This is a genomic window from Bradyrhizobium sp. LTSPM299 (genome assembly GCF_000938235.1).
GTDB lineage: Bacteria > Pseudomonadota > Alphaproteobacteria > Rhizobiales > Xanthobacteraceae > Bradyrhizobium.
Map to the genome: position 1 here is coordinate 52,513 of NZ_JYMU01000057.1, position 25,802 is coordinate 78,314.

Annotated in this window: 19 protein-coding genes, 1 tRNA gene and 1 pseudogene; 12 read left to right on the plus strand and 9 right to left on the minus strand. The window is 63.4% G+C overall.

All coding sequences use genetic code 11. The features are described 5' to 3' along the window. The first annotated feature begins 6 nt into the window (after window positions 1-6). Complete coding sequence (locus UP10_RS43320; protein ID WP_050043837.1) at window positions 7-396, plus strand: hypothetical protein; 390 nt, start codon at window positions 7-9, stop codon at window positions 394-396. Continuing rightward, complete coding sequence (locus tag UP10_RS43325) at window positions 366-830, plus strand: hypothetical protein (protein WP_156180314.1); 465 nt, start codon at window positions 366-368, stop codon at window positions 828-830. Before UP10_RS43320 ends, UP10_RS43325 begins: the two co-directional genes overlap by 31 nt. 150 nt (window positions 831-980) lie before the next feature. On the opposite strand, the gene UP10_RS28790 is transcribed toward UP10_RS43325, so the two are convergent. From UP10_RS28790 to UP10_RS28810, 5 genes are all read right to left on the minus strand, one after another. Beyond that, window positions 981-1,070 (minus strand) — tRNA-Ser (locus tag UP10_RS28790). A 621-nt stretch (window positions 1,071-1,691) separates the two neighbouring features. Continuing rightward, window positions 1,692-3,143, minus strand: a complete 1,452-nt coding sequence (locus UP10_RS28795) for a trehalose-6-phosphate synthase (protein ID WP_044590591.1) — start codon at window positions 3,141-3,143, stop codon at window positions 1,692-1,694. A gap of 170 nt (window positions 3,144-3,313) precedes the next feature. Next, window positions 3,314-4,150: a trehalose-phosphatase gene (gene otsB / locus UP10_RS28800; protein WP_044590592.1), complete on the minus strand. Its 837-nt coding sequence runs from the start codon at window positions 4,148-4,150 to the stop codon at window positions 3,314-3,316. Between the two features lie 6 nt (window positions 4,151-4,156). After that, window positions 4,157-5,647 (minus strand): MFS transporter, encoded by a 1,491-nt coding sequence (locus UP10_RS28805; RefSeq protein ID WP_156180316.1) that lies wholly within the window; start codon window positions 5,645-5,647, stop codon window positions 4,157-4,159. Between the two features lie 282 nt (window positions 5,648-5,929). Next, a complete protein-coding gene (locus UP10_RS28810; RefSeq protein ID WP_044590593.1) occupies window positions 5,930-7,963 on the minus strand; it encodes a methyl-accepting chemotaxis protein in 2,034 nt (677 codons plus the stop codon). Between the two features lie 370 nt (window positions 7,964-8,333). Here UP10_RS28810 and exaC point away from each other — a divergent pair. From exaC to UP10_RS28830, 4 genes and pseudogenes are all read left to right on the plus strand, one after another. After that, window positions 8,334-9,853 (plus strand): annotated as a pseudogene (gene exaC / locus UP10_RS28815) (acetaldehyde dehydrogenase ExaC). Window positions 9,854-9,953: 100 nt separating this feature from the next. Beyond that, entirely contained in the window at window positions 9,954-10,325 is a 372-nt protein-coding gene (locus UP10_RS28820) for a DUF779 domain-containing protein (RefSeq protein ID WP_044590594.1), read from the plus strand. Between the two features lie 254 nt (window positions 10,326-10,579). After that, window positions 10,580-11,752: an FIST N-terminal domain-containing protein gene (locus tag UP10_RS28825; protein ID WP_044590595.1), complete on the plus strand. Its 1,173-nt coding sequence runs from the start codon at window positions 10,580-10,582 to the stop codon at window positions 11,750-11,752. After that, a complete protein-coding gene (locus UP10_RS28830) occupies window positions 11,749-13,122 on the plus strand; it encodes an ATP-binding response regulator (RefSeq protein ID WP_044590596.1) in 1,374 nt (457 codons plus the stop codon). The genes UP10_RS28825 and UP10_RS28830 overlap by 4 nt, the downstream gene beginning before the upstream one ends. On the opposite strand, the gene UP10_RS28835 is transcribed toward UP10_RS28830, so the two are convergent. The 4 genes from UP10_RS28835 to UP10_RS28850 all read right to left on the minus strand — a co-directional run bounded on the left by UP10_RS28835 (window position 13,117) and on the right by UP10_RS28850 (window position 17,553). Beyond that, complete coding sequence (locus UP10_RS28835) at window positions 13,117-13,812, minus strand: LuxR C-terminal-related transcriptional regulator (RefSeq protein ID WP_245321925.1); 696 nt, start codon at window positions 13,810-13,812, stop codon at window positions 13,117-13,119. The genes UP10_RS28830 and UP10_RS28835 overlap by 6 nt on opposite strands. Before the next feature lie 154 nt (window positions 13,813-13,966). Then, complete coding sequence (locus tag UP10_RS28840; protein WP_044590597.1) at window positions 13,967-14,647, minus strand: response regulator; 681 nt, start codon at window positions 14,645-14,647, stop codon at window positions 13,967-13,969. Window positions 14,648-14,683: 36 nt separating this feature from the next. After that, window positions 14,684-15,868, minus strand: a complete 1,185-nt coding sequence (locus UP10_RS28845) for a c-type cytochrome (protein ID WP_050043840.1) — start codon at window positions 15,866-15,868, stop codon at window positions 14,684-14,686. Between the two features lie 23 nt (window positions 15,869-15,891). Then, window positions 15,892-17,553: a PQQ-dependent dehydrogenase, methanol/ethanol family gene (locus UP10_RS28850; protein ID WP_044590598.1), complete on the minus strand. Its 1,662-nt coding sequence runs from the start codon at window positions 17,551-17,553 to the stop codon at window positions 15,892-15,894. 458 nt (window positions 17,554-18,011) lie between these two features. Here UP10_RS28850 and UP10_RS28855 point away from each other — a divergent pair, with 458 nt between their 5' ends. The 6 genes from UP10_RS28855 to UP10_RS28880 all read left to right on the plus strand — a co-directional run bounded on the left by UP10_RS28855 (window position 18,012) and on the right by UP10_RS28880 (window position 25,769). After that, window positions 18,012-18,497, plus strand: a complete 486-nt coding sequence (locus UP10_RS28855) for a (2Fe-2S)-binding protein (protein WP_044540810.1) — start codon at window positions 18,012-18,014, stop codon at window positions 18,495-18,497. 92 nt (window positions 18,498-18,589) lie between these two features. Continuing rightward, on the plus strand, window positions 18,590-20,929 hold the full coding sequence (locus tag UP10_RS28860; protein ID WP_044590599.1) for a xanthine dehydrogenase family protein molybdopterin-binding subunit: 2,340 nt from the start codon (window positions 18,590-18,592) through the stop codon (window positions 20,927-20,929). A 10-nt stretch (window positions 20,930-20,939) separates the two neighbouring features. Beyond that, window positions 20,940-21,740 carry an FAD binding domain-containing protein gene (locus tag UP10_RS28865; protein WP_044590642.1) on the plus strand — a complete coding sequence of 267 codons (801 nt, stop codon included), beginning with the start codon at window positions 20,940-20,942 and terminating at the stop codon, window positions 21,738-21,740. 224 nt (window positions 21,741-21,964) lie between these two features. Beyond that, entirely contained in the window at window positions 21,965-23,074 is a 1,110-nt protein-coding gene (locus UP10_RS28870) for a CaiB/BaiF CoA transferase family protein (protein ID WP_044590600.1), read from the plus strand. 155 nt (window positions 23,075-23,229) lie between these two features. After that, entirely contained in the window at window positions 23,230-24,546 is a 1,317-nt protein-coding gene (locus UP10_RS28875) for an MFS transporter (protein WP_044590601.1), read from the plus strand. A 23-nt stretch (window positions 24,547-24,569) separates the two neighbouring features. After that, entirely contained in the window at window positions 24,570-25,769 is a 1,200-nt protein-coding gene (locus UP10_RS28880; RefSeq protein ID WP_044590602.1) for a M20 aminoacylase family protein, read from the plus strand. Window positions 25,770-25,802 lie beyond the last annotated feature (33 nt).

The window sequence follows — 25,802 nt, forward strand, 5'->3', positions numbered from 1 at the left end:
TCGTTTATGTCCCCCCCTTCCCCGTCCGCCACCGGCTCCATTCATACCCCCGAAGAGATTCTCGCCCACCCGCGCTTTCCGGCGGCCCGCGGGGCTTTCGTCGACGCGGTTCTCGCGCTGCATGAGGGCGATCAATTCCGCAGCCGGTTGCTGGTCGAGGCGATGCGACAGGTGACATTCAACCTGATCGTGTCCCTGCATCTGCGCCATGACTTGGCCGATCGATCGACATGGGCGACCCCGCAGCGGCTCAAGGATGAAATCAAGCCGTTTGGACTGGCGAGCCCGCGCCGGGTCGATGCGCTGGTGGCGCGGCTTGTCCAGCTTGGCTATGTCGACATCCACCCTCGGAGCACGACGGCCGGGTGCGCATTCTCATCCCCACTGCCAAGATGATGTCACTCGATCGCGAGTGGCTGGTCTATCACTATACGCCGCTGCATGTGATGTTTCCGGATCCCGGCTATGGCGAGCCGATGACGCACGATGCCGCGTTCCAGCGCGCCCAGCGGCTGGTCGCTCTGGATTTTTCCGGCAAGGGCGCTGAGATCATGGCAAACAATCCCGCCGTGATGCGGTTCATGGGGCGTGATTCCGGCGTGGTGGTCCTGATCAAGCTCATTCAAATGTCCACCGCTGGTAACGCCAAGGATCTCTCCTATTCGGATATCGGCGTGCGGTTCGGCGTATCGCGCACCCATGTGCGGGCGCTGCTGGAAGACGCGGCGGAACATGGCGATGTGAGCCTCTCCGGCCGCGGCGGACGCCTGGTCGCGCTTCAGCCGTCCATCCTGCAAGCGTTCGACCGCTTCCTCGCCGACGCCATGTAGGGTCACGATTTGCTCTACAAGCTTGCGCGCGAGCGGATGGCCAAAGAGGTGCGGCGGCCGAACTTTTGATCGCAGGAGCGCGATGGCTTGCCGTCCTATTTCGTTTGCAATCCTAATGCTGCGCCACGCGTAGCCCGAAGGGACTGAGCGTGGCGGAGAGAGTGGGATTCGAACCCACGGTACGGTTTCCCGCACACACGCTTTCCAAGCGTGCGCCTTAAGCCACTCGGCCATCTCTCCGGGAGGCCTCTCTTGAAGGGCTAAGGGGGATTTTGCAAGGGAGCGCGGGCGTCGGGCGCGAAATTTCCTCACTTGACTGAAAATATTGGATAATTCTGGCCTGCGGTGGGACCGGCGGGACGGCCTGATCCGGGTCGGCGGATGGCTTTGGCGCAGTCAGGCGCAAATCAGTCCCGGGCACGGCAGGGCGCCGGGGCCCCGCCCCGCGGCGTGACAACAAAGCCCAGTCTCGCCGGGGAGAGCACGTATAAGCCGTAAAACCATCGCGCAGGGAAAGCCGGAGTGCCCCCGCTGAACCTGTATGCTCGTGTGCGCTTTCTTTCTCTCACTTTGCACACGAGACCGCGGGTGCAGCGCGCCCCCGGCTTTCCCTGCGCCCTTGTTCAAGAGAGGGCGAAGCGAGATGCAAAGCTCGGACAAATCATGTCGCGAGAATGCGGACATATGATTCTCAAGCCCGCAACAAACTTCATGTCGTCCCGGCGAAGGCCGGGACCCATACGCCGCGGCCCGCGGAAAGCGCACAAGCGGCGTCGGCTTCTCTTGCAACTGGACTCGGTGGTTGGGTCCCGGCCTGCGCCGGGACGACAATTGGGACAACGGCTTAACTTGCGTCAGCGCTCAATGATGCCGCGCCGCGATGTCCGTCACGCGGCGTGGCCACAGGGTTCGCGGCTGGGCTACGATCGCGCTGCCGGTGCCCTGTGTATCCTGCAAGGCCTCGGTGAAGTCGGCGAACCACTGCTGGATGGTACCGGCATTGAGCTTCGCCATCATCGCTTCCCAGCGCATCCGCCGCTCCGTCACCGGCATCGCAAGCGCAGCCGCGATGGTGCGCGCCATGCCGTCGATGTCATGCGGGTTGACCAGCAGCGCCGCGTCGAGCTCGTTGGCGGCGCCGGCGAATTTCGACAGCACCAGCACGCCGGGATCGGCCGGGTTCTGGGCGGCGACATATTCCTTGGCGACCAGATTCATGCCGTCCTGCAACGGCGTCACCACGCCGACCTGCGCGGTCCGGTAGAGGCCCGCGAGCACAGCCTGGCTATAACCCTTGTTGAGATAGCGGATCGGCGTCCAATCCACCTCGCCATGCGCGCCGTTGGTGTCGGTGACGAGCTTTGCGATCTCGCTCTGCAGATTGCCATAGGCCTCGATCGCGCCGCGCGAGGGCGTGGCGATCTGCAGCAGCGACACCGAGCGCCTGAGATTCGGATGCAGCGTCCACATCCGGTCGAACGCCTTGATGCGATTGCCGATGCCCTTGGAGTAGTCGAGCCGGTCGACGCCGATCGCGAGCTTCTCGCCGTTGAGGCTGCGCCGCAGCCGCGACACGTCGGGATGCGTCATCGCCTTGGTCGCCAGCTGGGCAAATTTTTGCGGATCGATGCCGATCGGAAACACGGCGGCGCGGGTGCGGCCGAACGACGAGGTGATGACGCCATCACGAACCACGAGGTCGAGATCGTCCTGCACATAGCTCAGGAAGTTCTCGCAATCCTCATCGGTCTGGAAGCCGATCAAATCATAGGCGAGCATCGCCTCGATCAGCTCGCGATGATGCGGCACACCGGAGATCACCGCGCGCGTCGGCCACGGCGTATGCAGGAAGAAGCCGATCGGCTGCGTGACGTCGAGATCGCGCAGCTCGGCGCCGAGTGCGAGGAAATGGTAGTCCTGGATCCAGAAGATGGAATCGGGCTTGCGGAATCGCAGCAGCGCACGCGCCATGAAGGCGTTCACTTCGCGGTAGCTGCCATAGTCATCCTGCGACGTGCGAATGAGGTCGGGCCGCGAATGCAGAGCGGGCCACAGCGCCGAATTGGCAAAGCCTTCGTAATAGCCGCCGTAATGCGCCGCCGGCAGATCCAGCATCGCCAGTGCACCGGCACCGAGGGCTTCGACCTCTGCAAAAGGTTCCTTCTGGCTCCCGTCACGGACGCGGCCGCTGGAACCAACCCATATCGCCCCTGTCTTCTCAACAACCGGCAACAATGCCGCAGCCAGCCCCCCCGTCATGGGTTCATTGGGTTTTCCGCGCGACACGCGGTTCGATACGACGACGAGGTTCACCCGGTCCCCTCCTGTTGATCAACTCGCGTATTAACAACCGTTCATCGAGATGGTTCCTGATCGAGGAGGGAACTCGCGGGAACTCGCAAAAAGAAAATTCCGCACGAGACGTGTGCCAGGACGCAAAACAACCGCATTCGAACGATTCGAACGAGATGCACCCGACTCGATTAGGACAACGCTACAGGCCTTTCGTCATCGAGCAGATGCGCGAGGAACGCGCGCACATCGCTCGGTGCATCGAAATGTCCGGCCACACCGTTCGCGCGACGGCCAACAGAGAACGAGAGACCGTTGAGGTCGGGCATGATCGCGAACACGGTCTCGTCGGTGACATCGTCGCCGATGAAGAACGGACGCCGTCCCTTGAACGGCTCATGCGTCATCAGTTCGAGCACGCCGGTTGCCTTGGTGAAGCCGGAATTCTTGATCTCGCAGACGCTCTTGCCTGGCAGCACCTCGATCGGCGCGTTCGGCAGATCGGCGCGGATCAACGACACCGCTTCATAGATCGCCTTCTCGGCATGCGGTGCAAGCCGATAATGCAGCGCCAGCGAGTAGCCCTTGTCCTCGAGCAGGATGCCGGGACTGAGCTTTGCGATCGCGGCAAGACGGCGTTTCAATTCCCGGTCCAGCGGCGGCGCGTGGGCTGCGACCGATTCGCCGTCGGGCTGAAGCCGCATCTCGGCGCCGTGGCCCCCGATCGCAGGAAACTGATCCGGCGCGAAGATCAGGTCGATGTCATTCAGAGAACGCCCGCTGACCAGCGCCAGCGCGCCGTTGGTGCGCTCGTGCAACCGCTTCAGCGTCTTCGACAGTTCCGGCGGCACCCAGACCTCGCGCGGCGTCGGCGCGAAATCGAGCAACGTGCCGTCGATATCGAGCAGCACCGCAGTTCGGCTGAGATGTGGGATCAACGCTGCCGGCACCGGCACACTATCCGGCGTCACGTCGTCGTCAGGGGCGATATCTTCGTCCATGTGCATTCCGGCCAAATCATGCTTCATGTCATTCTACTCCACAAATGCCAGCGGTCGCGCGACAGTTTCGAGCGATTTCCGCTCTGCCGCGACGGCGTAGCGCCACGCGACAACTGCCGCCGCGATCATCAGAGCCGACCCCAACAGGTAGCCGGCGAAAACAGAGTTGCGCGATCCGGTGTCGATCAGCACGCCGAACAGCGCTGGCCCCGCCACGCCGCCGATGCCGGTGCCGATCGCATAGAAGATGGCGATCGCGAGCGCGCGGACCTCCAGCGGAAACGTCTCGCTGACGGTGAGATAGGCGGCACTCGCGGCCGGTGAGGCAAAGAAGAAGATCACCATCCAGGCGATGGTCTGGCCCTGCGCGCTCAGCGCGCCGATTGAGAACAGATAGCCGGACAGCGCCAGCAGCACGCCCGATATGCCGTAGGTCAGCGCGATCATGGTGCGGCGGCCAAGCGTGTCGAAGAGACGGCCAAGCAGCAGCGGCCCGAGGAAGTTGCCGGCGGCAAATGGCAGGATGTACCAGCCGACATCGTTGGCGGGGATGCCGAAGAAATCGGTCAGCACCAGCGCGAAGGTGAAGAAGATCGCATTGTAGAAGAACGCCTGCGCGGCCATCAGCGTGAGCCCAACCAGCGAACGCTGCCGATAGGTCGAGAACAGCGTCGTTGCGACCTCGCGCAACGGGGTGTGATCGCGCATCCGAATCTTGATTATCTCGAAACCGTCGCTCGGTTGTTCATGACCGAGGACGGACGTCTCGATCTCAGCGACGATCTTGTTGGCCTGGTCGGGATAGCCGTGGATCATCAGCCAGCGCGGGCTCTCCGGAATCCACATCCGCATCAACAGCACGATGAGGCCGAGCGCAGCTCCCGTGAAATAGGCGATCCGCCAGCCGTGATCCGGCGCCAGCACCGCGGGATCGAGCAGGACGATGGCGCTTACAGCGCCGATCGCAGCCCCAATCCAGAAGCTGCCGTTGATGACGAGATCGGTCCAGCCGCGATAACGCGCCGGCACCAGCTCCTGGATGGTCGAATTGATCGCAGTGTACTCGCCGCCGATGCCGGCGCCGGTGAGGAAGCGAAACAACGCATAGCTTGCGACGCTCCACGACAGCGCCGTCGCGGCAGTGGCCGAGAGATACAGCGCCAGCGTGATGAAGAACAGTTTCTTGCGACCGATCCGGTCGGTGAGCCAGCCGAAGCCGAGCGCCCCGAGCACCGCACCGGCGAGGTAGGCGCTGCTGGCAAGACCGACATCGGCGTTGGAGAACTTCATCGCCGGACTGTCTTTCAGCGCGCCCGACAATGCGCCGGCGAGCGTCACCTCAAGCCCGTCGAGGATCCAGGTAATGCCGAGCGCCAGCACGACGCGGGTGTGAAAGCCGCTCCAGTGCAGATTGTCGAGCCGGAGCGGAATCGAGGTCTCGATGATGCGGCCGTCATCCCGCGCGGCCGGCACTCTCGCCTCGTCCGTCGTCAATGAGCTCGGCTGTGTCCGCTGCAGGTTCATCAGAATTGGCCAATGGGAAAAACCCCGGAACGGAGCGTTCCAAGGTTCTCACTCCCAAGATTGCGGCAAACAGGATGCCCGCCACGGCGAGTTAACGCCGGCGATGTGCGAGGGTTCCGCCGCAACACCAACCTCGTCGTCCTGGCGAAAAAGCCAGGACCCATACGCCGCGGCCATGGCAAAAGGCACGCGGCCAGCTGTGCCGTCAACAATCACGAGCGGTGGTTATGGATCCTGGCTTTCGCCAGGATGACGATGGTGAGATTACGCTGCGCGGTGAAACTACGCCGCGCGGATGTTCGCCATGAAGCGATCGAGTTCTTCGCGCAGCCGCGTGCTCTCGACCGACAGCGAACGGGCCGAATTCAGCACCTCTTCCGATGCCGCGCCGGTCTCGGTCGCACCGCGGTTGACCTCGGTGACGCTGGTGGCGGTTTCCTGCGTGCCCTGTGCGACGTTCTGCACGCTGCGGGCGATCTCCTGCGTCGCCGAGCTCTGCTGCTCGACCGAGCTCGCAATCGTCGTCGCAATGCTGGAAATCTGCCCGATGGTGCCGCCGATCGCCTTGATCGCAGCGACCGATTCCTGCGTCGCAGATTGCATGCCCGAGATATGGTTGGATATCTCGTCGGTGGCCTTCGCGGTCTGGCTCGCCAGCGACTTCACCTCGGCGGCGACCACTGCGAAGCCGCGACCGGCGTCGCCGGCGCGCGCCGCCTCGATGGTGGCGTTCAGCGCCAGGAGATTGGTCTGCTCGGCAATAGCCGTGATCAGCTTGACCACGTCGCCGATCTCCTGCGCGGCGCGCGACAGCTTGCCGATCCGCGCATCGGTCTGCTCGGCCTGGCGCACGGCAGAATCGGCGATCTGACTCGATTCCTTGGCGCGGCGGCCGATCTCGGCGACGGAAGCGGACAGCTCTTCGGTGGCGGAGGCGACCGACTGCATGTTGCTGGAGGCTTCCTCGGAAGCGCCAGCGACCTGGCTGGAGAGATTCTGCGTGGTCTCGGCGGTCCGGGTCAGCGTGCCCGCCGCCGATTCGAGCTGCACGGCGGAGGCCGAGACGTTGGAGACGATCGCGCCGACGGCAGATTCGAACTCGTCGGCGAAACGGATCAACTCACCGCGCCGCGCCGTGGCGCTGGCCTTGTTCTGTGCCTCCTGGGTCGCGGCATCGCGCTCGGCCTTGGCGACCGCCTGGACCTTGAACTCCTCCACTGCAGCCGCCATCTCGCCGAGTTCGTCGCGACGGCCGAGACCGGGCAGCACGACGTCGAAATTGCCCGCCGCGAGCTCGCGCATCGCGGCGCACATCGCCGCGATCGGCCGGGAGATGCCCTTGCCGAGCAGGAACGCCCAGACAAGTCCCAGCACGAGACCGCCGATGGCCAGCATCAGGATCAGCCGCTCGGTCTCGCCGATCGTGGCATGCGATTCGTTCTCGAGCCGCTTCTGGTCGGCGAGCAGGCCGGCCTTCATCGCAGCCGAGCCCTCGCTGATGGCAGCAACGGACGCCGTCATCTCGACGGTCAGGCGGTCGATCGACTTCGAATTCTCGATCAGCTTGGCGAGCGCTTCCCGGTACTCCTCCAGCAGCGCCGTGATATCCTTCACCCCCTGGGTGACGCGCTCGTCCTTCGAGGTGATCGCCTTCACCAGATTATCCGCAAATTTCAGCCGGGCGAGCGCACTGGCGGCGACGGTCTTGTCGCCGTTGACAATGAAAGTGCTGACGGCCGAGGTGATCGACTGGATCTGGTCGGTGACCTTCTTGGCGCCGAACTGGATCGTTTGCAGCTCCGAATCATCGGCATTGCTCGGGAGATCGTCGAGCTTGTAGCGCATCGCGGTCGCACTGCGGGTCAGCTTGTTTTGCGCGACCAGCGCGCTCTCGTCCTTGGCCCTGACGATGTCGGCGAAGATCTTGGTGAAGGTGCGGAACTCGCGCTCCAGCTTGGTGACCTGCTCGAGCCGCGCCGGGCTGGTGGTGCCCTTCGTCGAGGCCAGGATGGCGTCCTTGAGGCTGGCCTCGGCCGCGAGCGCTGCCTTGGCATCGTCCTCCTTGCCGGTCATCACATAATAGCGCGCCAGCGCACCGTAAGAGATCAGCTCGCGGTCGATGTTGCGGGCAAGGTCAGCCTCAGCGACACTCTGGCGATAGGACTCGACCCCGCCGGAGACCCGCTCGAAACCCCAGTAAGCGAAGCCCATGCTCGCCGCCGAAATGGCGAGCGTCACGGCAAAGCCCAGCATGATCTTGGCGCGGAACCGAAGGGTTGGGAGTTTGATCGAACGCGATCGCTTAAGCTCCGGCATGCAACCCCTCGTCTTCATTCTGAAAACCACGCGGTATCCGGCAGCGACGCCGCCCCGGACCCGGAACGGGACACTAAGGTAGAATCGATAAAGCTACGTAAATACACGGAACAACGGGGATATCAGTCGCCGGTGGCATCTCCGCGCGTCAACAGAAGACGTCCCGACGGCGGACACCGGGGAACCGGGCCAGGGCCGACCTCAATTCCGTGCCCTTCGGAAAAACGGCTCAGACCACGCCGACGCCGACCGACGATCCGCCTACTACCTTGGTCCCCGTTGTATTCGAGAGTATATATCGCAGTGTCCGGCACCGCCCGGACCAACGCCCGAACGTACAGATTCAGGCACCGGCATAACGGAGGAAGCGATGTATGAGGAAGCACTTGCGAAAGTGACAGGCACCAAGTTGATCCGCGACAAGTTCGACAACTTCATCGGCGGCAAGTGGGTTGCCCCGGTCAAGGGTCAGTATTTCGAGAATCCGAGCCCAGTGACGGGCAAGCGGCTGTGCCACGTGGCACGATCGACGGCGGAAGACATCGAGCTCGCGCTCGACGCCGCGCACAAGGCCAAGGACGCCTGGGGCAAGACTTCGGTCGCCGAACGGTCGAAGATCCTCAACAAGGTCGCCGACGTCATCGAGACCAATCTCGACCTGCTGGCGATGGTCGAGACCCTCGACAATGGCAAGCGATCCGTGAGACGACCCACGCCGACATGCCGCTCGCGGTCGATCATTTCCGCTATTTCGCCGGCGTCATCCGCGCGCAGGAAGGCTCGCTGTCGGAAATCGACCATGACACCGTCGCCTACCACTTCCACGAGCCGCTCGGCGTGGTTGGCCAGATCATTCCCTGGAACTTCCCGCTGCTGATGGCGGTCTGGAAGCTTGCGCCTGCGCTCGCCGCCGGCAATTGCGTCGTCATCAAGCCCGCCGAGCAGACCCCGGTCAGCATCCTGGTGCTGATGGAGTTGCTGGCGGACGTCCTCCCACCCGGCACTGTCAACGTCGTCAACGGCTTCGGCGTCGAGGCCGGCAAGCCGCTCGCGTCAAGCAAGCGCATCGCCAAGATCGCGTTCACCGGCGAGACCACGACGGGTCGGCTGATCATGCAGTACGCCTCCGAGAACATCATCCCGGTGACGCTCGAGCTCGGCGGCAAGTCGCCCAACATCTTCTTCGCCGACGTGATGGACGAGGACGACGCCTACTTCGACAAGTGCATGGAAGGTTTCGCGATGTTCGCGCTCAACCAGGGCGAGGTCTGCACCTGCCCGAGCCGCGCGCTGGTCGACGCCAAGATCTATGACCGCTTCATGGAGCGTGCGCTGAAGCGCGTCGAGAAGATCAAGCAGGGCCACCCGCTCGATCCCTCGACCATGCTCGGTGCCCAGGCTTCCAACGACCAGGTCGAGAAGATCCTGTCCTATTTCGACATCGGCCGGAAGGAAGGCGCCAAGGTCCTCGCCGGGGGCAAGCGGGCCAATCTCGGGGGCGAGCTCGCCGAGGGCTACTACATCGAACCGACGGTGTTCGAAGGTCACAACAATATGCGGATCTTCCAGGAGGAGATCTTCGGCCCGGTGGTGTCGGTGACCAAGTTCAACGGTGAACAGGAAGCGCTGGCGCTCGCCAACGACTCGCTCTACGGGCTCGGCGCCGGCCTATGGACCCGCAACGGCACCCGTGCCTATCGCTTTGGCCGCGCCATCCAGGCCGGCCGGGTCTGGACCAATTGCTACCACCTCTATCCCGCGCATGCGGCATTCGGTGGTTACAAGCAGTCCGGCATCGGTCGCGAGAACCATCTGAAGATGCTGTCGCACTATCAGCAGACCAAGAACATGCTGGTCAGCTATTCGCCGAACGCCCTCGGATTCTTCTAGGGGCGAAGACTATTCGGGCTCGCCCACGCCATCGGCCGTTGCGGGATTCAGCCTCCCGCAACGGCTTCGCCACGTGATCAACAGGAACGGGAGCAGAACCATGGTTGCCCGGGTCGAAGTCACTCCGAAAGCCGAAGAGATGATCGCGCAGCTGAAGTCGCTGCACGGTCCGCTGATGTTCCATCAATCCGGCGGCTGCTGCGACGGCAGCGCGCCGATGTGCTACCCGGCCAACGAATTCCGGACCGGCGCCCAGGACGTTCACCTAGGCCAGATCGCCGGCTGCGACTTCTATATCGGCGCCGCCCAGTTCGAATACTGGCGCCATACCCAGCTCCTGATCGACGTCGTGCCGGGCCGGGGAGCCGGTTTCTCGCTGGAAGCCCCGGAAGGCGTCCGATTCCTGACCCGCAGCCGGGTGTTCAGTGACGACGAGGTCGCGGAACTCGATGCGGCCGAGCGCGCGGCCTGATTTACCCGCATTCGCGATTGACGGGAAAGCCGGCCCCGATAACCTAGACCTGTTACAAGAAGTCCCGGCCGCTGCCCGCGGCCGGACAACACATCGGGAGGCGTCCCATGTCATTGCGTCGGATGGCGCTATCGGCGCTCGCGTCGAACACACCTGCCGGCAAATTGGCCGGCCAATGATGTCTCCCTGCACGACACTGTTATCAAGAGGCCAAAAGATGCCTCGAGAAGAACAATAGATCGGGGAGAACGACTTTGGCGGAGCAGCACAGCAGCGCCGGCGACAGCATCGTCGTGGCGAAGGCAAAGACCGACGGACCGCGAGAGGCCGCGGACGAAATTGCGCGCCAATTGGCACACGCCAGGCTCGCCATGGCCGTGGTGTTCGTCTCGCCGTTTTACGATCCCGAAATTTTTATCGCCGAACTGTCCCGCCGCATGCCCGATATCCCGATCTTCGGCTGCACGACGGCCGGCGAACTCTCGCCGGGCGGTTGGGACGAGGACAGCGTGGTCGCGATGGGGTTCAATGCGGCCGACTTCGTGATCGCGGCCCGCCCGCTGCTCGACCTCGCGACATTCCGGGTCGACCGCGGCCGCTCGATCTGCACCGAACTGCAGCAGGAATTCGCGCAACGGACCGAGCATTGCGAACCTGGCCAGGAGTCCTTCGGTTTGCTGCTCATCGACGGGATGTGCCAGCGTGAAGAAACCATCATGTCGGCGATCTACGCGTCGCTGGAGGATATCCCGATCGTCGGCGGCTCGGCCGGCGACGGCATGCGCTTCGAGAAATCGTGGGTCTTCCATGGCGGCAAGGCGCTCACCGACGCCGCCGTCCTGATCCTGATCAAGACCCGGCTGCCGTTTCGCCTGTTCAAATGCGATCATTTCGAGCCGACCTCGACCAAGATGGTGGTGACCGAGGCCGATATCGAGCATCGGATCGTCAAGGAGATCAACGCCGAGCCCGCGGCGCTGGAATATTCACGCGCCGTCGGCATCAGCGACAGCAAGCTCGACGCGTTTTCGTTTGCCGCGCATCCCGTGCTGGTGCGGGTCGGCGGTGCCTATTATGCGCGCTCGATCCAGCGCATGGATCCAGACGGCTCGCTCCGCTTCTTCTGCGCGGTCGACGAAGGCATGGTGCTAACGGTGGCGCGGGAGCGCGATCCGGTCGATGCCACCAGCGACTTGCTCAAGGAGATCACCGACGACCTCGGCGAGGTCTCGATCTTCATCGGCTTCGAATGCGTGCTGCGCCGGCTTGACGTCGAACAGCACCAATTGTCGCGGGAAATGTCGGAACTCTATCGCCGCAACAATGTGATTGGCTTTCAGACCTATGGCGAGCAGTATCGTTCGATGCACGTCAATCAGACGCTGACCGGCGTCGCCATCGGCAAACGGGCCGTCGTTCCACAATGACGGATACACGAACCAGCCGTATCGCGGCGCTCGAGCGCGAGGCCGAGAAGCTGCGCAAGATCAACGCGGCGCTGATGTCGCGCGTCGAGCGTTCGACCGACCAGCAGCTCAACGCATTCTCGCTGTTCGAGACGGCGATCGCGCTCGACCAGCAGGTTCGCGACCGTACCCAGCAACTCAAACAGGTGCTGCAATCGCTGGAAAAGACCAACGGGCGCCTGCTGCAGGCCAAGCAGCAGGCCGAGGCGGCAAGCTCGCTGAAATCGTCGGTGCTGGTCTCGGTGACGCACGATCTGCTGCAGCCGCTGAACGCGGCTCGGCTGACGCTGTCGGCGTTGGCGGAGATGGCGGCCGAGCCCAAGGCTATCGCCCTGACCGAGCAGATCGACCGCTCGCTGGCAACCCTCGAGGACATGCTGCGGACATTGCTCGATATCTCCAAGCTCGATGCGGGCGTGCTCAGGCCCGATTTCGGCCCGGTCGCAATCGCTTCGCTGTTCGAGCCGATGGAGCAGGAATTCAGCCCGACCGCGGCGAAGCGCAATCTCACGCTTCGCATCATGCCGTCGTCCGGCGTGGTCCGGTCTGATACGCTGATGCTGCGCCGGATCCTGCAGAACCTGCTCGCCAACGCGCTGCGCTACACGCAGCGCGGCAGCGTGCTGATGGGATGCCGCATCTGCGGCGACAATATCTGCATCGAGGTGCACGACACCGGTCCTGGAATTCCGGAAACCCAGCGCGAGGCGATCTTCGTTGAGTTCCAGCGCGGCGAGAGCAGCGCCGGCGACAAGGTCGGTATCGGGCTTGGCCTTTCGATCGTACGCAGGTTTGCCGGCGTTCTCGGCCACGACATCCGGCTGACCTCGCGTCCGGGCAAGGGCTCGGTCTTCTCGGTCACCGTTCCCCGCAGTGCCGAGCCCGTCGCGATGCAGGTTCGCGAGCAGGCCAGCGTCGACTATCGCTATGGCGGGATGGAGGGTGCCAAGATCCTCCTGATCGAGAATGACCTCTCGAGCGCCGAGGGCCTTGCCAGCCTGCTGGAAAAATGGGGCTGCGACGTCGCCGTGACGATCTCGAAGGCTGAAGCGCTCGAACGCATCCGCGCGCTGGACGGCATTCCCGACGCCATCATCGCCGACCTTCACCTCGACAATGGCGAGACCGGGATCGAGGCCGTCGACCTGATCTGCAACGAGATCAAGACCGATGTTCCGGCGATCATCGTCACCGCCGACTACTCGGCCAAGGCCGCCTCCGACGTTTCGGCGTTCGGCCACGAGTTGCTGAAGAAGCCGATCAAGCCCGCCGAGATGCGCTCGCTGCTGTCGTTCCTGCTGGCCGCGGAGCAGCCGGCCGCACGGCTATGAATGGCCGCCGCGCGATGGCGGAGCGTGGTCGTGCTTGCCGAAATCCAGCTTCGACAGCGTGATGATGGCTTCGGTCCGGCTTCGCACGTCGAGCTTGCGCAGGATTTCCGAGACGTGCACCTTCACGGTCGTGACCGAGATATTGAGCTGATAGGCGATATGCTTGTTCTGCAGGCCGTGACAGATCATGTCGAGCACCCGCAATTGCTGCGAGGTAAGTTGGCCGAGACGTTGGATCAGTTCCCGGATCTCGGCCTGGCCTTTCCGGGCGGCGGCAGTGTCGCGAAAACGCGTGGGCAGGCAAACGTCGCCTTCGAGGATCCCGCGCAACAGCCGCGCCAGCTCGGCTTTCGGCGTGGATTTCGGGATATAGCCGGAAATCCCGAGCGAGATCGCGCCGCCGATGATCCGGGAATCGTCATGCGCAGATACAATCACGAGAGCGCTGCGCGGTGCGGCGGCGCGAACCCGATATGCACCCAACAACCCCGTCGTTCCCGGCATCGACAGATCGAGCAGGATCAGATCGAGGCCGTCGCGTGCGGCAATGGCCTCCAGCGCATCGTCGATTGACGTCGCCTGCAACACCTCGGCATCGGGAAACTCGGCGCCGATCACGCCAATCAGGGCTGCGCGGAATAACGGGTGATCCTCGACGATCAGCAGCCGAGGTGCGCTCGCCTTGCTCACCGGCGGCTCGTCCGCCAAGGGCCCTGTCGTGGTCACCGCTGCGCGGTCCTCTCCCAAATCATTTGAGGCAGCCATCGTGGTTACGACGTTATCTCAAAGCCGAGGTGCAGCCTATAGGTGGGCATTCGATGCAGCCGCCTTGCAATGCAACAAACTAGGACGTCTTCTCCGACTTCACGCCGGGATAGGCGTCCGGCACCGAAAGCGGAATCTTGCCGAGCTCAATGATCGCCTTGTTGCGGCTGAACAGCTTCAGCTTGCGCAGGATCTCCGTGACATGCGCCTTGACGGTGGACTCGGCGAGTTTCAGTTCCGTCGCGATCTCGCGGTTCTGCAGCCCACGCGTGATCAAATGAAGGACACGCATCTGTTGCGGCGTGAGTTTCTGGATCCGCTCGCGCAGCGTCCGCACAGTCTCGGATTGCTCCAATGCGCCGGCGGCGACGAAATCCCGCGGCGCCGAGACCGAGCCGCTCAGCACGCGCGCAATCGCCTGCGAGAGCTCGCCGATCGAGGTCGATTTCGGCAGATAGCCGACCGCGCCCATTTCCAGCGCCTCACGGATCGTGTGCTTATCCTCTTCACTCGAGACGATCGCGATCGGCAGCCTTGGATAGCGATCCCTGATCTTCTGGAACCCCGAGAAGCCGACGACATCGGGCAGCAGCAGATCGAGCAGCGCCAGGTCGATGTTCGGCTCGCTGGCGAGGATGCCGAGTGCTCCCTTGATCGAGGTCGCCTCGTGGATGCGGGCATCGGGATGCGAGATTCGGATGGCGTTGCCGAGCGCCTCGCCGAACAAGGGGTGATCGTCGATGATCAGGAACCCCATCATGAGGACTCTCGCATGGATGTTGCACTCGCCCCGCCTCTAATTTGCGGTGTCCTGCACAGTCTGCAGATAGTCATATACGTTTTTGAGTTCATCGTCGCTGAAAACGTCCTTCCACGCCGGCATGCCCTTGGATGGCCGTCCGTCATGGACAGTTTTCCAGAAGGTCGATTCCATGTCGTCGGCATAGCGCTTTTTCAGGAGCCTGAGGTCGATCTTCCGCTCCGCCTGCACCGCATCCGGACCATGGCAATGCGCGCAGGTGCCGTTGAAGGTTTCCTGCCCGACCTTGATGTCTCCGGTCACGGCCGCGGTCTGAACCGGCTTGTCGGTCGCGACAGCCTGCCCCACTGTGACTGGCCCGCGCGCCTCGGCGAACGGCTTGGCGCGATCAACCTGTCCGAACTTCACCGGTGCACCGTTCGGCACGCCATATTTGGCAAACAGCGCGGCGATCTCCGGCTGCAGTGACGGCAGCACGGAGTCGACCTCATCGCGCAGCGCGCTTGATCCCTTGGCAAAGCCGATCGCGGTCTCCCAGAGCAGGCCGTCGCCTTCGGTCGACACCACCTGATATTTGTCGGCATAGACGCTCCTGTTGAGCCAGCCCGCCACCGGCGCCCAGATGAAGGCGGCGTCAACCTTGCCCTGCTCCAGCGCCGCCATGCCCTCGTCCGGGCTGAGCACGGTGACCTTCTGGATCTCGTCACGCATCGCGAGCAGATTTTGCGGCGTCGACTGATACTGCACCGCGACCCGCAATCCCTTGAGATCGTCGAGGCCGGCGAGCTTGCGGTCCTTGGCGCCGACCAGCGCGTAACCCTCATGGGCGATCGGCTTGGAGAAGATCACGGCAGGGCCCATGAAATCGTCGACCAGGGGCAGCCCGACCATGGCATCGCATTGCCGGCTGAGCAGCGTTTCCCGGACGGTCCGCTTGCCGAAATAGGATTTGTACCAGTTATAGCTCACGGTGCGACCGAGCCTCTGCGCTACCGCCTGGCCGATCTCCAGATAAAGGCCGGGTTTGGCAGGATCGTCGCTCGAGAACGGCAGATTGGTCGGATCGGCGCAGAGCCGCAGCGGTTTGGCCTCTTCGGCGCCGGCCGACAGGGCCGGCGCCATCAGGAACGTGGAGAGCAGCGCAATCCGGATTGCCCTTCCCAGCCGCGCGTGACGCGAACAGCCGCACAGTTTATTCCGGGTCATGCAAAGCACGGACATTGCTGTCTCCATCGTCTCGGTCATTATTGCAGGGCGAACACGAACAGCGAGCCGCCCTCGGGCGCCGCGGCGACCATCTTCTTGCCGATGTCACCGAGGAACGCCGGCAGCGCCGCCGTGCGTCCCACTACGATCGCGACATACTGCTTGCCGTCGACCGAGTAGGTCACCGGACCCGCACCGATGCCGCTGCCGAGGTTCTTGCTCCACAGCACCTTGCCGTCCTTGGCATCGATGGCACGGAAGTCACCGTGCAAATTGCCTGAAAACACCAGGTTGCCGCCCGTTGTCAGCGTGCCGCCGTTAAAGGGCAGGTCTTCCTTGATGCTCCACACCTTCTTGTTGGCAATGGGATCCCAGGCCACCAGTTCGCCGAGGAATCCGCCCGGCCCTTCCTTGGTCGGGAACTCGGCGCCGAGATAGAACACGCCGCGCTTGTAGTTCACGTCACTGACCGCCCAGTCCATGCAGACATTGTTGGTCGGGATGTAGACGAGACCGGTCTGCGGATTGAACGACATCGGCTGCCAGTTCTTGCCGCCGATCAGGTTCGGGCAGATATCCTTGGCGGGATGGCCCGGACCCGGACGCTTGTCGGCATCCTCTTCGGCCCGCATCGTGTCGATGTCCCACTTCTTGGCCCAGTTCGCGAAGACATACTTCTCGGCCGAGATCACGTTGCCGGTTTCGCGGTTGGCGACGAAGAAGAAGCCGTTGCGGTCCGCCTTCATCAGCACCGGCGTTTCCGTGCCCTTGATCTTGAGATCGGCGAGCAGCAATTCGTTGACACCGTCATAGTCCCAGGCATCGGCCGGCGTACCCTGGATGTGCCACTTGATCTTGCCGGTGTTGGGATCGATCGCGAGCGTCGAAGCGGTGTAGAGGTTGGTCAGCTTGCCGAAATTGCCGTCGCCGGTGGAGCGCACGCCAGTGTTCCAGGGGCCCGGATTGCTGGTGCCCCAATAGACCGTGTCGGACTTCGCGTCATAAGAGCCGACCAGCCAGGCGGCGCCGCCGCCATGCAGGCCGGTGTCGCCCTTCCAGGTCTCGCTGCCGGGGTCGCCGGGCGCCGGTACCGTGAAGCTCTGCCAGAGCAGCTTGCCGTTGCTGAGATCGAACGCCTGCAGCGAGCCGCGGACGCCGTACTCGCCGCCACCGAAGCCGGTGATGACCTTGTCGCGGACGATGAGCGGCGGCGAGGTGATGACCGAGCCCTGCTTGTAGTCGACCACCGTCGAGGTCCAGAGTTCCTTGCCGGTCTCGGCATCGAGCGCCGTCAGCTTGCCGTCGAGCCGGCCGACGAAGATCTTGCCGTCGGCATAGGACACGCCGCGGCTGTTGACGTCGCAGCAGGCATATTGAAGCACGTCATCGGGGATGTCGGGCTGATAGGTCCATTTCGGCGCGCCGGTGGCGGCATCGATCGCGTAGACGTATTTCGGACCCCACGAGGTCGAGACGTAGAGCGTCTTGCCGATCACGAGCGGCGAGGACTCGTTGGATCGCAACGAGGCCAGCGACTTCGAATAGACCAGCTGCAGCTTGCCGGCATTTTCGGAATTGATTTGCTTCAGGGGGCTGAAGCGCGTATTGCCATAGTCGTGGCCCGCGATCGCCCATCCATTGGGATCCGATGCGGCCTTGACGACCGAGTCATTGGCGTTCGACGCGCCAACGCCCGCCATCAATATGGTAGCCAGCGACACGCCGGCAAAGAAAGTCCCGCTTCTTAGCTTCATCTGCTTCCTCCAATAAGGTTTCGTTGCCGCGATGGATGCATCGCGGGCGTGGTTCGCTACCCAATTTTATGAACGCGCGATCTTTCGTCGCTGCAGCGGCGGCGAAGATGACAGCAACGTCTGTCGCTCGTTATAGGCGGAAGGTAGTAGCGGCCGCGGCGACGGATTGCGTTGCATCGCGGTCGCCGATTTGACGATCGCTGATGTCGCGAACGCACTCCCATCATGTCTGATTTGGGCGATCCGTTTGCGCTTGCAAATTGCCGATCCGGCAACTGCCTGCTAGGATCGGAACATAGGCCCGGCGCCTTCATGACAAGGCCGCAACTACGACTTTGATCGCGGTTACGTCCCAAATGAAGCGTGCTCTACTGGGCCGATAATGAGACCTTTGGGAGGAACGCGTGTCTACAGTCAAACTGACGGTAAACGGCAGGGCGGTCTCGGTCGACGTTGAGGACCGGACCCTCCTCGTGCATCTCTTGCGCGAAAACCTGAACCTGACCGGCACCCATGTCGGCTGTGATACCAGCCAGTGCGGCGCTTGCGTCGTCCATGTCGATGGACGGGCGGTCAAATCCTGCACCATGCTGGCCGGCCAGGCCGCAGGCTCCAACGTCACCACGATCGAAGGCCTCGCCAAGGGCGACGAACTGCACCCGATGCAGGCGGCGTTCCGCGACAATCACGGCCTGCAGTGCGGCTATTGCACCCCCGGCATGATCATGTCCGCGGTCGACATCGTGCATCGCCATGGTGGCAACCTCGACGAGGAAACCGTCCGCCACGAACTCGAAGGCAACATCTGCCGCTGCACCGGCTACCACAACATCGTCAAGTCGGTGCTGGATGCGGCCGGTCGCATGAAGGTTGCGCAAGCCGCCGAATAGCGGACGCGTACAAGCGAGACATCATCAGATTCATCACCGCCGGTTTCGATGGAAACGGCGGCACATCGAAATCTCCGTTGGGAGGAATAGACATGGGCGTTGAAGGCATTGGCGCAAGCGTCGTGCGCAAGGAAGACCGCCGCTTCATTACGGGTAAAGGTCGTTACGTTGACGACGTCAAAATGGTGGGCATGACCTATGCTCATTTCATCCGCAGTCCGCATGCGCATGCCAAGGTCAAGGGCATCGATTCGTCAGAGGCGATGAAGATGCCCGGCGTGATCGCGGTGCTGACCGGGCAGCAGATCGTCGATGACAAGGTCGGAAATCTGATCTGCGGCTGGGCCATCAGCTCGAAGGATGGTTCGCCGATGAAAATGGGCGCATGGCCGGCGATGGCGCCGGAGACCGTGCGCTTCGTCGGACAGGCGGTCGCAGTCGTGATTGCCGAGACCAAGAATTTGGCCAAGGACGCGGCCGAGGCCGTCGTCGTCACTTACGAAGAACTCCCCGCGGTGCCGGACATCAAGGCCGCGATCAAGCCCGGCGCCGCGCAGCTGCATCCCGAAGCCCCCGGCAACGTCGTGTATGACTGGCATATCGGCGACGAAGCCTCGGTCAAGGATGCGTTCAGCAAAGCCGCCAATGTGGTGACGCTCGAGCTCACCAATAACCGCCTGGTGCCGAATGCGATGGAGCCGCGCGCGGCGATCGCACATTACGAGGCGGCCGAAGAGCACTACACGCTCTACACCACGTCGCAGAACCCGCACGTCGCCCGCCTGGTGCTGTCGGCGTTCTACAACATCGCGCCGGAGAACAAGCTTCGGGTGATCGCGCCCGACGTCGGCGGCGGCTTCGGCTCCAAGATCTACGTCTACCCGGAAGAGATGGTGGCGCTGTGGGCGTCGAAGAAGGTCGATCGCCCGGTGAAATGGACCGGCGACCGCTCCGAGGCATTCCTCACCGACGCGCATGGCCGCGACCACGTCTCGAAGGCGGAGATGGCATTCGACAAGGACAACAAGATCCTTGGCCTGCGGGTGAAGACCCACGCCAATTTCGGCGCCTATATGTCGCTATTTTCTTCGGCGGTGCCGACCTATCTCTACGCGACGCTGCTGTCGGGCCAGTACATCATCCCGGCGATCTACGCCGAGGTGATGGGCGTCTACACCAACACCACGCCGGTCGATGCCTATCGCGGCGCCGGCCGTCCCGAGGCGAGCTATCTGATCGAACGCATGATGGAGACCGCGGCGCGGCAGTTGAAGGTCGATCCGGCCGAGCTGCGCAGGAAAAACTTCATCACCCAGTTCCCGTATCAGACGCCCGTGATCATGGCGTATGACGTCGGCGACTTTAACGCCTCGATCGATTCAGCGATGAAGGCGATCGACTATGCCGGCTTCCCCGCTCGCAAGGCCAAGGCGAAGGCCGACGGCAAGCTGCGCGGCATCGGTCTCTCCTGCTACATCGAGGCCTGCGGCATCGCGCCGTCGAAGGCGGTCGGCAGCTTAGGGGCCGGCGTCGGTTTGTGGGAGTCAGCGGAGATCCGCGTCAATCCGGTCGGCACCATCGAGGTACTCACCGGCTCGCACAGCCACGGCCAGGGCCACGAGACGACGTTCTGCCAGATCATCGCCGAACGTCTCGGCGTGCCGATCAGCCAGGTCTCGATCGTCCATGGTGACACCGACAAGGTGCAGTTCGGCATGGGCACCTATGGCTCGCGCTCGCTCGCGGTCGGCGGTACGGCGATTGTGAAGGCGATGGAGAAGGTCGAAGCCAAGGCCAAGAAGATCGCGGCGCATGCGCTCGAAGCCTCCGAGAGCGACATCGTGATCGAGAATGGCGAGTTCAAGGTCACCGGCACCGACAAGTCGATCGCGCTGCCGATGGTCGCGCTCGCGGCCTACACCGCGCACAATCTGCCCGACGGCATGGAGCCCGGCCTGAAGGAGACCGCGTTCTACGACCCGACCAACTTCACCTTCCCGGCCGGCGCCTATATCTGCGAGCTTGAGGTCGATCCCGGCACCGGCAAGACCACCTTCGTCAACTTCGTGGCGGCCGACGACTTTGGCCGGCTGATCAACCCGATGATCGTCGAAGGTCAGGTCCATGGCGGCTTGGCGCAAGGTATCGGCCAGGCGCTGCTGGAGGGCGCGGTCTATGACGAAAACGCTCAGCTCGTGACCGCGTCGTTCATGGATTACACCATGCCGCGGGCCGACGACCTGCCGTCGTTCAAGCTCTCCCACACCACGACGCTGTGCCCGGGCAACCCGCTCGGCGTCAAGGGTTGCGGCGAAGCTGGTGCGATCGGCGCTTCTGCTGCCGTGATCAACGCGATCACGGACGCCATCGGCAACAACAAGCTGGAAATGCCCGCGACGCCCGATCGCGTCTGGCATGCCATTCACGGTTGAGGAGGATACGATGTACGAGACAAACTATCACCGCGCATCCTCGGTCGACGATGCCGTGGCCCAGTTCGGCAAGGGCAAGGAAGCCAAGTTCCTGGCCGGCGGACAGACGCTGCTTCCTGTGATGAAGCAGCGCCTGGCCGCGCCTTCCGACGTGATCGACGTGGCCAAGATCAAGGACTTGGTCGGCATTGACGTGTCCGGCGATACCGTGACGATCAAGGGCGCGACCACGCATTACGACGTCGCGCAAAGCGACGCCGTGCAGAAGGCGATCCCCGCGCTCGCTCACCTGGCATCGATGATCGGCGATCCCGCCGTGCGTTATCGCGGCACGATCGGCGGCTCGCTCGCCAACAACGATCCGGCGGCGGACTATCCGGCGGCGGTGCTGGCGCTCGGCGCAACCATCAAGACCAACAAGCGCTCGCTCGCCGCGGAAGACTTCTTCAAGGGCCTGTTCACGACGGCGCTTGAGGATGGCGAGATCATCACCGCGGTTACGTTCCCGATTCCGGTCAAGGCCAGCTATGCCAAGATGCGGCATCCGGCCTCGCGCTTCGCGCTGACCGGCGTGTTCGTCGTCAAAACCAAGGCGGGCGACATTCGCGTCGCCGCAACCGGTGCATCGCAGAGCGGCGTCATACGGGTGCCTGCAATCGAGCAGGCGTTGAAGGCGAACTGGTCGGCCTCGGCACTCGACGGTGTCACGATCTCGGCGAGCGGCCTGCTCGCCGACATCCACGGCTCGTCGGACTACCGCGCGAACCTGGTCAAGGTGATGGGACAGCGGGCGGTAACCGCCGCCGGCTGACAGCGCCTAAACACAAGTTCAGAACGGCGCGCAGCGATGCGCGCCGTTCATTTTTGCGGACGCATTTGGACAAAAAGCCGCTTGCCACAACGCGCTTTCGGCGAGACAATTTAGCTAATCAGCTAATTAAAAATACCGTCAGGCGGACGGTCCGGGAGAACGCATGGATCGCCCCAGCCGCAAGACGTCAGCAGCTCTACTCCCACCAGGAATGGACCAACAACGTGCTCGATAAACCAGCCTCGCAAACCGCCGTCCGCGCCTCCGGCCCGCTCGTCGGCTTCCGCATCGTGGAATTCGCCGGCATCGGACCCGGCCCGTTCGCCTGCATGCTGCTCGCCGACATGGGCGCGGAAGTCGTGACTCTCGACCGCGTCGGCGCCGGCAAGAATTTGAAGGCGGTGGCGACGCGTGGCCGCAAGGTCATCGAGCTCGACCTGAAGAACAAGGCCGCGATCGCGGAGGTGCTCGACCTGCTGGCCAATGCCGACGCACTGATCGAAGGCTTTCGTCCCGGCGTCATGGAACGCCTCGGGCTCGGCCCGGATGTCGTTTCCGCGCGTAATCCAAAACTGGTTTATGGCCGGATGACCGGCTGGGGCCAGGACGGACCACTGGCGAACGCCGCCGGCCACGACATCAACTACATCTCGATCACCGGCGCACTGGCTGCGATCGGCACCAAGGAGAAGCCGGTGCCACCGCTCAATCTGGTCGGCGATTTCGGTGGCGGCGCGCTCTATCTCGTGGTTGGCGTGCTCGCCGCACTGCTGGAAGCGCAAAAGTCCGGCAAGGGCCAGGTGGTCGACACCGCGATGTGCGACGGCGCGGCGTCGCTGATGTCGATGTTCTTCGACATGAGCGCGCAGGGTCGCTGGAGCGAAGGCCGCGACCAGAATTTCCTCGACGGCGGCGCGCATTTCTACGGCGTCTATGAATGCTCGTGTGGCCACTTCATCTCGATCGGCTCGATCGAGCCGCAATTCTACGCGCTGCTGCGCAAGCACGCTGATCTCACCGATGCCGATTTCGACGCGCAGATGGATCGCAAGGCGTGGCCGGCGCTGAAGGAGAAGCTCACCAAGGTGTTCAAGAACAAGACCCGCGAGGACTGGTGCAAGATCATGGAAGGCAGCGACATCTGCTTCGCGCCGATCCTGACCATGGCGGAGGCGCCGAAGCATCCGCACATGGCCGCGCGCAAGGTGTTCGTCGAGCGCCACGGCGTGACCCAGCCCGCGCCCGCGCCGCGGTTCTCGCGCACGCCATCGGCAATCCGCGAACCCGAGTTGGCTGATATTGGCGACGTAACGAGCGCGTGGGAAACACGGTGAGCTCCACAGCGCCTGGCGGCTAGATCAGCAGGCGCCCGGCGACACCGGTCATCCCAAGCCGGCGCGAAGGCCATTGCATTGCGGCGCGTCTCTTGCTTGTTGTCGCCGATCAAATGACGCGGGGACGCCTTGTGAATAGTATACCAATAAACCGTATGCCAAACGATCGGCCGCCTCCTTCGCAGACCATGCGCGTCGGCGCGGCGATCCTGGGCAATGCGCTCGAGTTCTACGACTTCACGGTCTACGCGGCCTTTGCCACCTGGCTCGCCAAGGCGTTCTTTCCTGCTGCCAATCCGAGCACCAGTCTGCTGCTTGCGGTGGCAACCTTCGGCGTCGGATTCGTCGTCCGGCCGCTCGGCGGCATTCTGATCGGCGCCTATGCCGACCGTTTCGGCCGGCGGCCCGCAATGACCCTGACCATCTGGCTGATGGCGCTTGGCAGCGGCATGATTGGATTGTTGCCGACCTATGAGCAGATCGGCGTGCTCGCGCCCATTCTGCTGGTGTTCGCGCGACTGCTGCAGGGCTTCTCGGCCGGCGGCGAGATGGGGCCGGCGACCACCTATCTGCTGGAAAGCGCGCCGCCGCATCGCAAAGCCTTCTTCGGCAGCTGGCAGCTGGCCAGTCAGAACATGGGAAGCGTGATCTCGGCTTTGGTCGGGCTGTTGCTGGCGCTGCTGATCACGCCCGGCGCCACCGACAGCTGGGGCTGGCGGGTGCCGTTCCTGCTCGGCATCCTGATCGCGCCAGTCGGCTACTACATCCGCCGCAACCTCGACGAGACAATGGACGCCGAGGAAGCCCATGGCAGCATGGGCGGCGTGCTGTCCGACGTGCTGGCGAACCATTGGCAGAAGATCCTGCTCTGCATCCTGCTGATATCAGGCGCGACCATCACGCAGTACTTCTTCCTCTATACGGCCACCTACGCCATCAACACCCTGCACTACGACCAGAGCTGGTCGATGGCTGCGAGCCTCGCCATCGCGGTCAGCGGAATGATCTTCTCGCTGGTCGGCGGCGCGCTCGCGGACAAATATGGTGTGAAAGTGATCGCCGTGATCCCGCGCCTGATCGTCACGCTGCTGCTTTACCCGGCATTGCATCTCGTGATTTCATCCGGCTCGCCGCTGGTTCTCCTGATTGTGGCTGCCTCGTTGATGGCGATCCATGCCATGTCGTCCGGGGCCGGCATCATCCTCATTCCGATGATCTTCCCATCCGCGGTGCGGACCAGCGGGCTTTCGATCGCTTACGCGCTGGGCGTCACGATTTTCGGTGGCACCGCACAAATCGTGTTCACCTGGATCATCGCGGCCACCGGCGATAAGCTGTCATGGGTGTGGTACGTGATCATCATGAGCGTCCTCAGCGCGCTGGCGACGCTGGCGATCCGCGTGCCGGAGATGCGAAGCAGCGAACCTCAGGAAGCCAAGCCGGCGGCAGCGCTGGCCGGCGCGTCCAGCTAACGGCCGCAGCAGGAGACCCCGCAATGACCGAGCATTCCCTGGTAACCGCGCTTCGGGCGCATGAGGCGGAGATGATCGACATCCGCCATCAGATCCATCGCAACCCTGAAGTCGGGTTCGAGGAAACCCGGACCGCCGCCCTGGTCGCCGAAAAGCTGCGAGCATTCGGCATCGATGTGACCGAGGGGATCGCCAAGACCGGCGTGGTCGGGACCTTGAAGGGCCGGCTGCCCGGTCAGCGCGCCGTTGGCCTGCGCGCCGACCTCGACGCCCTGCATATCCAGGAGGTGCCGGGGCGCGACTATGGCTCGACCGTGCCGGGCAAGATGCACGCCTGCGGCCATGACGGCCATACCGCCATGCTGCTCGGCGCCGCGCGCTATCTGTCTGAGAATCCCGATTTTGGCGGCACGGTGAACTTCATCTTCCAGCCGGCGGAGGAAGGTCTCGGCGGCGGCAAGAAGATGGTCGAGGAAGGGCTGTTCGAGAAATTCCCGGTCGATGCCGTCTACGGCATGCACAATTTCCCCGGCGTGCCGGTCGGTCATTTCGGCACCCGCACCGGGCCATTCCTTGCAGCGAGCGACAGCTGGGAAGTGAGCTTCCTCGGCACCGGCGGCCATGGCGGCGCCGGCGCGCATCTGGCAACCGACGCTACGCTGCCGACCGCGCAGTTCATCATGGCCGTCCAGACCATCGTCAGCCGCAACGTGCCGGCGATCGAGACCGCCGTCGTCAGCGTCGGCTCGATCATGGGCGGCGATCCCGGCTCACCCAACATTATTCCCTCGAAGGTCACGATCACCGGCACTGCGCGTTCCTACAAGCCACGCATCCGGGACCTCATGGAAACGCGCCTGACGGCGCTGGCGCATGCCCAGGCCGCGGCGTTCGGCTGCACCGCCGAGGTGATCTACAATCGCCGCTATCCGCCCCTCATCACCCATGCCGAGCAGACCGACATCTCAGTCGCCGCCGCGTCCGAGCTGGTCGGCGCCGCGCAGGTGGACGGCAATGTTCCGGCCGTGACCGGCTCGGAGGATTTCTCCTTCATGCTGGAAGCAAAGCCGGGCGGCTTCATCATCATCGGCAACGGCGTCGCTTCCGACGGCTCATTCCACAACGTCCATACGCCCGGCTATGATTTCAACGACGACATCCTCGCGCTCGGCGCGGCCTATTGGGTGAAGCTGGTGCACACCGAACTGGCGGTGGGGGCGTAACCCCACCCGCTCTATTTTTTTATTTGAGCAAAA

Bases quoted from the DNA above. Each gene is read 5' to 3' on its own strand.
- UP10_RS43320 (WP_050043837.1), top strand. From the start codon at position 7: ATGTCCCCCCCTTCCCCGTCCGCCACCGGCTCCATTCATACCCCCGAA.
- otsB (WP_044590592.1), bottom strand. From the start codon at position 4,150: ATGAAGCATGATTTGGCCGGAATGCACATGGACGAAGATATCGCCCCT.
- UP10_RS28805 (WP_156180316.1), bottom strand. From the start codon at position 5,647: ATGAACCTGCAGCGGACACAGCCGAGCTCATTGACGACGGACGAGGCG.
- UP10_RS28810 (WP_044590593.1), bottom strand. From the start codon at position 7,963: ATGCCGGAGCTTAAGCGATCGCGTTCGATCAAACTCCCAACCCTTCGG.
- UP10_RS28820 (WP_044590594.1), top strand. From the start codon at position 9,954: ATGGTTGCCCGGGTCGAAGTCACTCCGAAAGCCGAAGAGATGATCGCG.
- UP10_RS28830 (WP_044590596.1), top strand. From the start codon at position 11,749: ATGACGGATACACGAACCAGCCGTATCGCGGCGCTCGAGCGCGAGGCC.
- UP10_RS28840 (WP_044590597.1), bottom strand. From the start codon at position 14,647: ATGATGGGGTTCCTGATCATCGACGATCACCCCTTGTTCGGCGAGGCG.
- UP10_RS28845 (WP_050043840.1), bottom strand. From the start codon at position 15,868: ATGTCCGTGCTTTGCATGACCCGGAATAAACTGTGCGGCTGTTCGCGT.
- UP10_RS28850 (WP_044590598.1), bottom strand. From the start codon at position 17,553: ATGGCGGGCGTTGGCGCGTCGAACGCCAATGACTCGGTCGTCAAGGCC.
- UP10_RS28860 (WP_044590599.1), top strand. From the start codon at position 18,590: ATGGGCGTTGAAGGCATTGGCGCAAGCGTCGTGCGCAAGGAAGACCGC.
- UP10_RS28865 (WP_044590642.1), top strand. From the start codon at position 20,940: ATGTACGAGACAAACTATCACCGCGCATCCTCGGTCGACGATGCCGTG.
- UP10_RS28875 (WP_044590601.1), top strand. From the start codon at position 23,230: ATGCCAAACGATCGGCCGCCTCCTTCGCAGACCATGCGCGTCGGCGCG.
- UP10_RS28880 (WP_044590602.1), top strand. From the start codon at position 24,570: ATGACCGAGCATTCCCTGGTAACCGCGCTTCGGGCGCATGAGGCGGAG.